3 protein-coding genes are annotated in these 2,828 nt (G+C 63.6%); 2 read left to right on the top strand and 1 reads right to left on the bottom strand.

All coding sequences use genetic code 11. The annotated features are described in order from the left end of the window. A partial coding sequence (locus WC683_20660) for a hypothetical protein (GenBank protein ID MFA4975024.1) occupies positions 1 to 264 on the bottom strand: 264 nt, incomplete at its 3' end. Positions 265 to 314: 50 nt separating this feature from the next. On the opposite strand from WC683_20660, the gene WC683_20655 reads away from it, so the two are divergent. Next, on the top strand, positions 315 to 1,559 hold the full coding sequence (locus tag WC683_20655) for a transposase (protein ID MFA4975023.1): 1,245 nt from the start codon (positions 315 to 317) through the stop codon (positions 1,557 to 1,559). Positions 1,560 to 2,218: 659 nt separating this feature from the next. After that, positions 2,219 to 2,828 (top strand): hypothetical protein (locus WC683_20650; GenBank protein MFA4975022.1); only part of this gene is annotated, 610 nt, incomplete at its 3' end.

The raw sequence follows: 2,828 nt of genomic DNA, 5'->3' as shown, positions 1-2,828 counted from the left end.
CGCTGGTGCCCTCGTACCTCGGGCACAGCGCCCTTCGTCTTCGACCCCGGCCATTGCCCCGCCGTACCGGCGGCGCATGGCCTCCGACTTGCGTGAGGGACGGCCGGCAGCATATCGCCAGGCCGTTGGACGGACCGAAGCCGGGCATGTCTGACCGTGACGCCCGGATGCTGTTTTGGTCTCCTGGGCTGAAGGTGCGTCGTTGTTGCTGAAGCGGTTGTCGTCGGAGACCGGAGCGGAGTTGCGTCCGAGCTCGAGAGACACCTTGACGGAGGGCAGGCCGATACCTCGAGCAGTTGCGAGGTCGATCGGCGATGCACGGGGCGGTATCTTGCGGCGCGGAGGCGAGTCACGGCGGGGTGGCAGCGCCTCGGGCGCGAGGCCCGCAGGTCATCGAGGTCTTTCGAGAGCACGGGCAGGCGTATCTGCTGGAGCATGGGGTCAGTCTCGCTCAGCGGCGGGTGCTTCTCGATCTGTGTGCCTGCCGAACCGCGGCGATGGGGGGCAATCGGCGGACGTGTTCGGAGTGCGGCTACACCGAGCTGCACTACAATTCCTGCGGCAACCGACACTGCCCGAACTGTCGATCGCTGTCTCGGGCGACGTGGCTTTCGGCACGGCTCGAGCGGTTCTTGCCGGTGGCGCACTTTTTCGTGACCTTCACGGTGCCCGAGCCACTTCGGGTGATAGCGCTGCAGAATGAGCGAGCCGTCTACGACCTGATGTTGTGCGCGGTCCGTCGCACCATCGGGACTTTGGGGCGGTCGGTGTTGGGCGGAACGATGGGGGTAATGGCCGCGCTTCACACCTGGACGCGGGAGCTTCTATATCACCCGCACGTTCATGCCGTGGTCACGGGGGGTGCGCTACTCAAGGGAGGAGGGGGCTGGGTGGCAACAGGTCCCTCGTTTCTCTTTCCTCATCGGCGACTGGCGGCGATTTTCCGCAAGGAGATGGTGCAGGGGCTGTTCCGGCTCTACGACGAGGAACGGCTCGAGTTCCAAGGGAAGGCGTCAGGTCTCTCGGAGAGCTGGGCCTTCAAGCGGCTGATGCGCAAGATGTGGAAGACGACGTGGGTGGTCGATGTCGAGGCGCCGCCGCCTGGGGCTCGGCCGGAGCAGGCGCTCAAGTACCTGGCGCGCTACGCCCAAGGGGTGGCGATCTCGGACCAGCGGATGGTCTCGAGCCGGGGCGAGTCGGTCACCTTCAAGACGCGAGACGCCAAGCGGTTGAGCTTGCCGTGGCAGGAGTTTGTCCGTCGGTATCTTTTGCACGTTCTACCTCGAGGCTTCAACAAGCTGCGCTACTATGGCCTGTACGCAAGCCGGGCAGAGGCGGAACACGCCAAGGCGCGGGCGCTGCTGGCGCCGGCCGAACAGAGCGCGGTCGTGGTCAAGGAGCGGCCCCTGTGCGAGCTCGAAGGCTGGGAGGAACGGGTGTTGGCCCTGACCGGAGTCGACCCGCTCGTCTGTCCACGCTGCGGCTGCCGGGACCTGGTGATAACGCCGATCGAGAGGTCGCTCCCGACCCTGTGGGAGTGGACGAGCAATACGTCATGAGGGCAGCAGACGCGTCTCTAATCACTGAACGGCAGCAGACTTGTCGGCATTCGCAAAAGGTCGGCGGCTCCACCTCCCTGGTCAGCCACCGACTGGCGTTGATCTCGGCCGTCAAGACCAGCTCGAAGCAGCGCTCTCGGTCGGAGGTCGCGTCGTCCCGACGAGCTTCAGGCAGACGCGAAGCCCCTCTGACTCGCACGGTCACGTTGTTGACGAGAAGAAGATCGGATCATCTTCCCCTAGGCTGGGGGCGGTCCGTCCAACAATGCGATGATGCTGACCGGCCTTCGCGTTCCTCTTCGACGAGGTTTGACCTGAGGTGAGCGGCGGGCGCTGGTGCCCTCGTACCTCGGGCACAGCGCCCTTCGTCTTCGACCCCGGCCATTGCCCCGCCGTACCGGCGGCGCATGGCCTCCGACTTGCGTGAGGGACGGCCGGCAGCATATCGCCAGGCCGTTAGGCCGCCGAAGCCCGTACTTCCTCTCCGAATCTCAGTCCGCAACCCGCTTCTGCGTCTCGGCTCTGCGTCTCGGGCGGATTTCGGGATTGTTTGACCGCGCTGTCCGTGGCAGTCTTGCCCGGCCTACTCAAAATCCACTCCCTTAACATCTCCACCCCTCAGAGCTTGCGGACGTGACCTCAAGCGTGGATGACCGCCAATGACCAAGACACCCAGCCAGGAAAACGTCAGTCTGATAGTGGACAACGTCCGGGGCTTCGCGGGTCGCCACGAGATACCCATCAGGCCGCTCACGATATTCGTCGGCGAGAATAGCTCTGGCAAGACCACTGCGATGGCCGCATTGTCGTTGGTGTCTGAACGCTTCAAGTTTCCATTCTTGGTGGACTTCAACGCCCCGCCCTTTCAGATGGGTGGCTACGAAACGATAGCAACGTATAGAGGTGGAAGGGCAGGCAGAGAGGAGTCTTTTAGTCTAGGATACTCCTTCGCCGGCGCAGAGGGAGCGTCCAAGGAACTCGCTACGTTTGTCGACAAGCATGGCGAGCCGCTACTTACGCGATGGCAGAGTGCCACAGCGGATCTGTCTTTCTCCGTAGCGACGGACTACAAGGACCTGACGGTCGACGTCCAGCGAGCGGGCCACAAGCCTGAGACCTTCACAATGTCTATTGGCGGCAGGGACGAGGACCTCCGCTTCCTAATTTGGGAGGCCGTCCGTTCGTCTGACAAGGGGCGATTCCTCGAACGTGCCAATAGATTGTTTCGGCCGCAGAGTCCTCTCAGATCCGTCCTGTCCATCGCCCCCA

The organism is bacterium (assembly GCA_041648665.1).
GTDB lineage: Bacteria > UBA10199 > UBA10199 > 2-02-FULL-44-16 > JAAZCA01 > JAFGMW01.
This window is presented reverse-complemented; position numbering and strand designations above follow the sequence as displayed.

Bases quoted from the DNA above. Each gene is read 5' to 3' on its own strand.
- WC683_20655 (MFA4975023.1), top strand. From the start codon at position 315: ATGCACGGGGCGGTATCTTGCGGCGCGGAGGCGAGTCACGGCGGGGTG.